The organism is Enterococcus sp. 3H8_DIV0648, assembly GCF_002140655.1.
In the GTDB taxonomy this organism is placed as follows: domain Bacteria; phylum Bacillota; class Bacilli; order Lactobacillales; family Enterococcaceae; genus Enterococcus_A; species Enterococcus_A hulanensis.
Genome location: NZ_NGLG01000003.1, coordinates 6637 through 11602, shown reverse-complemented (window position 1 = coordinate 11602; position 4966 = coordinate 6637). Strand labels below are relative to the sequence as shown.

The 4966-nt window shown below is 40.8% G+C and carries 4 protein-coding genes; all 4 read right to left on the bottom strand.

Going from position 1 to position 4966, the window contains the following annotated elements; all coding sequences use genetic code 11:
• Positions 1-243: 243 nt before the first annotated feature.
• Positions 244-1431, bottom strand: a complete 1188-nt coding sequence (gene tuf, locus A5875_RS22770; protein ID WP_088935884.1) for an elongation factor Tu — start codon at positions 1429-1431, stop codon at positions 244-246.
• 164 nt (positions 1432-1595) lie between these two features.
• On the bottom strand, positions 1596-3680 hold the full coding sequence (gene fusA, locus A5875_RS22765) for an elongation factor G (protein ID WP_088935883.1): 2085 nt from the start codon (positions 3678-3680) through the stop codon (positions 1596-1598).
• A 79-nt stretch (positions 3681-3759) separates the two neighbouring features.
• Complete coding sequence (gene rpsG, locus A5875_RS22760) at positions 3760-4230, bottom strand: 30S ribosomal protein S7 (RefSeq protein ID WP_088935882.1); 471 nt, start codon at positions 4228-4230, stop codon at positions 3760-3762.
• Positions 4231-4276: 46 nt separating this feature from the next.
• Positions 4277-4690, bottom strand: coding sequence for a 30S ribosomal protein S12 (gene rpsL / locus A5875_RS22755; protein ID WP_010742744.1), 414 nt, complete (start codon positions 4688-4690; stop codon positions 4277-4279).
• Between the last annotated feature and the right edge of the window lie 276 nt (positions 4691-4966).

Below are 4966 nucleotides of genomic sequence, written 5' to 3'. Positions count from 1 at the left end.
ACTTCGACACAGTCAGCACGTCTCTATCGAGAGACCTGTTCACAAAGCACCTTTGATAGCATATCATGATTGATTTTCGCTGTCAACAAACTATTCTCTTATACACATCTAGATGTGTTCGTCCTTATTATAGTATAGGTAAGGACTTTTTTGCATTTTTCTATTGTTTATTTCATTAAAAAAGAGCCATTGGAAATCCAATGACTCTTTACGTCCGAGCATAAAATTATCTTGTAAAGTTGATTAAGCTTTGATTGTAGTTACAACGCCTGAACCAACAGTACGTCCACCTTCACGAATAGAGAAACGAGTTCCATCTTCGATAGCGATTGGGTGGATTAATTCAACTTCCATAGTTACGTTATCACCAGGCATTACCATTTCAGTACCTTCTGGTAGATCAACTACACCAGTTACGTCAGTTGTACGGAAGTAGAACTGAGGGCGGTAGTTAGTGAAGAATGGAGTATGACGTCCACCTTCTTCTTTAGTTAAAACGTAAACTTCTGCAGAGAATTTTGTATGTGGAGTGATTGAAGCTGGTTTAGCCAATACTTGTCCACGTTGGATGTCTTCACGCGCAACACCACGTAATAACGCACCGATGTTATCGCCTGCTTCAGCGTAATCTAACAATTTACGGAACATTTCAACACCTGTTACAGTTGTTTTTGTAACATCTTCAGCAATACCGATGATTTCAACTTCGTCACCAACGCGAACTTGTCCACGTTCAACACGACCAGTTGCAACAGTACCACGACCAGTGATTGAGAATACGTCTTCGACTGGCATCATGAATGGTTTGTCAGTATCACGAACTGGTGTTGGGATGTATTCGTCAACAGCAGCCATTAATTCTAAGATTTTTTCTTCGTATGAAGCGTCGCCTTCTAAAGCTTTCAAAGCTGAACCCGCGATAACTGGAGTGTCGTCTCCTGGGAAGTCGTATTCTGACAATAGGTCACGAACTTCCATTTCAACTAATTCTAGTAATTCTTCATCATCAACCATATCCATTTTGTTTAAGAATACAACGATGTAAGGAACACCAACATTACGAGATAACAAGATGTGTTCACGAGTTTGAGGCATAGGGCCATCAGCAGCAGAAACTACTAAGATAGCCCCGTCCATTTGAGCAGCACCAGTGATCATGTTTTTAACGTAGTCCGCGTGTCCTGGGCAGTCAACGTGAGCGTAATGACGGTTTTCAGTTTCATATTCAACGTGAGAAGTGTTGATAGTGATTCCGCGTTCGCGTTCTTCAGGTGCACCATCGATTGAAGCGTAGTCCATTGCTTGAGCTCCGCCTTGTTTAGCAAGTACAGTTGTAATTGCAGCAGTTAAAGTAGTTTTACCATGGTCAACGTGTCCGATAGTACCAATGTTAACATGGGGTTTTGAACGGTCAAATTTTTCTTTAGCCATTTAATATGTTCCTCCTAAGTAAATGAGTTTAGTTTTTTATCTGATAGGTCCGCACCACAAAAGCGATGCGAGCCCATATCATCAGTTAATTATTTTACATGAAACGTTGCTAAAAATACAGTTCTTTTGGAAAAAGCAGTCAAAAAACAATTGACTTTTAAGAATTAGTCAGCTTTGCCGCCATTTTTCTTAATAATTTCTTCTTGAACTGATTTTGGTACATCTTCATAGTGGTCAAAGACCATCATGAATGTTCCGCGTCCTTGAGTAGACGAACGAAGTGTTGTAGCGTATCCAAACATTTCAGCCAACGGTACAATCGCATTAACGATTTGTGCGTTACCATGAGCTTCCATACCTTCAACACGTCCACGACGAGCAGTTACGTGACCCATAACATCACCTAAGTAATCTTCTGGAACAGTAATCGTAACTTTCATCATTGGTTCAAGGATTGATGGGCTAGCTTTCTTCGCTGCAGCACGTAGCGCCATAGACGCAGCTACACGGAAGGCTGTTTCATTTGAATCGACATCATGGTAAGAACCATCATAAAGCTTAGCTTTAATGTCAACTAATGGATAGCCGGCTAACACACCGTTTGCCATTGCATCTTCTAATCCTTTTTCAACTGCTGGGATGTATTCACGAGGAACCACACCACCGACAATCGCGTTTTCGAATTCGAAGCCAGCACCCTCTTCGTTTGGTGTAAATTCGATCCATACGTGACCGTATTGACCTTTACCACCAGACTGACGTACAAACTTACCTTCTGCATTTGTCGCAGAACGGAATGTTTCACGATAAGATACTTGAGGCGCACCAACGTTAGCATCTACTTTAAATTCACGACGCATACGGTCAACTAATACGTCTAAGTGAAGTTCACCCATACCAGCGATAACTGTTTCGCCAGTTTCAACGTTTGTTTCAACGCGGAATGAAGGATCTTCTTCAGCAAGTTTTTGTAAAGCAACACCCATTTTATCTTGGTCAGCTTTTGATTTAGGTTCAACAGCAACTTCGATAACTGGATCAGGGAATTCAATTGATTCCAAGATAACCGGTGATTTTTCGTCACACAGAGTATCCCCAGTTGTTGTATCTTTCAATCCAACAGCAGCGGCGATATCACCTGAATAAACTGTTTCGATCTCTTTACGCGTATTTGCATGCATCTGTAGAATACGGCCAATACGTTCACGTTTGCCTTTAGAAGCATTCAATACGTAAGAACCTGAGTTCAAGATACCTGAGTACACACGGAAGAAAGTTAGACGACCTACAAATGGGTCAGTCATTACTTTAAACGCTAGAGATGAGAACGGAGCTGAATCATCAGCAGGACGTTCAGTTTCTTCATCAGTTTTAGGGTTAAAACCTTTGATCGCAGGTACATCAGTAGGTGCTGGAAGATAGTCAATGACTGCATCCAACATCAATTGCACACCTTTGTTTTTGAAGGCTGAACCACATAGAACTGGATAGAAATCAACAGCTAAAGTAGCATTACGGATACCCGCTTTCAATTCTTCTTCAGTGATTTCTTCACCTTCTAAGAATTTCATCATTAGGTCTTCGTCAGTATCAGCTACAGCTTCAACTAATTTTTCGCGCCATTCTTCTGCTTGTTCTTGATATTCAGCAGGGATTTCAGTTTCTTGAATTTCAGTTCCTAAATCGTTTGTATAGATTTCTGCTTTCATTTTGACTAAATCAATAATTCCAGTGAAATCATCTTCCGCACCAATTGGTAATTGGATTGGATGAGCATTCGCTTGCAAACGATCATGTAAAGTGCTTACTGAGTAAAGGAAGTCAGCACCGATTTTATCCATTTTGTTACAGAATACAATACGTGGAACGCCGTATTCTGTAGCTTGACGCCAAACAGTTTCTGTTTGTGGTTCCACACCTGATTGTGAGTCCAATACAGTAACTGCACCATCAAGTACACGTAGTGAACGTTGAACTTCAATTGTGAAGTCCACGTGTCCTGGTGTATCAATGATATTTACGCGGTGACCTTTCCATTGCGCTGTAGTAGCGGCAGAAGTGATCGTGATACCACGTTCTTGTTCTTGTTCCATCCAGTCCATTTGAGAAGCACCTTCGTGGGTTTCTCCAATTTTATGGATTTTACCAGTGTAGTATAAGACACGTTCAGTTGTTGTTGTTTTACCAGCGTCAACGTGAGCCATGATCCCGATATTACGAGTATTGTCTAGAGAAAATTCTCTTGCCATTTCTTTGTTTGCTCCTCTCTTATATTAAATTAGCATGGTTTGGTCAGACATCTGTTGACCTTCGTCAGCAGAAAAAATCTTACCAACGATAATGAGCAAATGCACGGTTGGCTTCCGCCATTTTGTGTGTATCTTCGCGTTTTTTCACAGAAGCGCCAGTGTTGTTAGCAGCATCCATAAGTTCTTTCGCTAAGCGTTCTTCCATTGTATGTTCGCCGCGTAGACGAGCGAAGTTTACAACCCAACGCAAACCTAAAGTAGTACGACGTTCTGGACGTACTTCAACGGGTACTTGGTAGTTAGAACCCCCAACACGGCGGGCTTTAACTTCTAGCACAGGCATAATGTTTTCCATTGCTTGTTCGAAAACTTCTAATGGATCATTTCCAGTTGATTCTTTAATTGTGCTAAAAGCATTGTATACAATATTTGAAGCAGTTCCGCGTTTTCCATCAACCATTACGCGGTTGATTAAACGAGTTACTAGCTTAGAGTTATACATAGGATCTGGCAAAACGTCGCGTTTTGCGATAGCTCCCTTACGAGTCATACGTAACTCCTCCTTTTCGAAAATATGTCTTTATCTATTCGTTTGATTAAGCTTTAGGTTTTTTAGTACCGTATTTAGAACGGCTTTGTTTACGATCGTTAACACCGGCAGTATCTAGTGCGCCACGAACGATATGGTAACGTACCCCTGGTAAGTCTTTTACACGACCACCACGCAATAGAACAACACTATGTTCTTGTAGGTTATGGCCGATACCTGGGATATAAGCTGTTACTTCGATCAAGTTTGACAAACGAACACGAGCATATTTACGTAATGCTGAGTTGGGTTTCTTAGGTGTCATAGTCCCCACACGTGTACAAACTCCACGTTTTTGTGGTGAGTTCACGTTTGTTTGAGCTTTTTTAAAGCTGTTATATCCTTTGTTCAATGCTGGTGAATTTGATTTTTCCACCTTTGATTTACGAGGTTTACGTACTAATTGATTAATTGTAGGCATTCCTTGTTTCCTCCTTCCTCGATCCGCCTTCTAGTACCACACATCCGTGTGGTTCTTTTTTGGCGATAAAAAATAATGCATCCCTGCATTCTCTATCAAGCTGTACTTCGACACAGTCAGCACGTCTCTATCGAGAGACCTGTTCACAAAGCACCTTTGATAGCATATCATGATTGATTTTCGCTGTCAACAAACTATTTGTAGTTTTTTCTTCTTTCTATTAAAGTTTGAGATTCATTTCAAGTTTTTTTAAATAAGAAAAATCTTATTCAACAG

Excerpts from the sequence above, each read along its gene's own strand:
- tuf (WP_088935884.1), bottom strand. The coding sequence starts at position 1,431 with ATGGCTAAAGAAAAATTTGACCGTTCAAAACCCCATGTTAACATTGGT.
- fusA (WP_088935883.1), bottom strand. The coding sequence starts at position 3,680 with ATGGCAAGAGAATTTTCTCTAGACAATACTCGTAATATCGGGATCATG.
- rpsG (WP_088935882.1), bottom strand. The coding sequence starts at position 4,230 with ATGACTCGTAAGGGAGCTATCGCAAAACGCGACGTTTTGCCAGATCCT.
- rpsL (WP_010742744.1), bottom strand. The coding sequence starts at position 4,690 with ATGCCTACAATTAATCAATTAGTACGTAAACCTCGTAAATCAAAGGTG.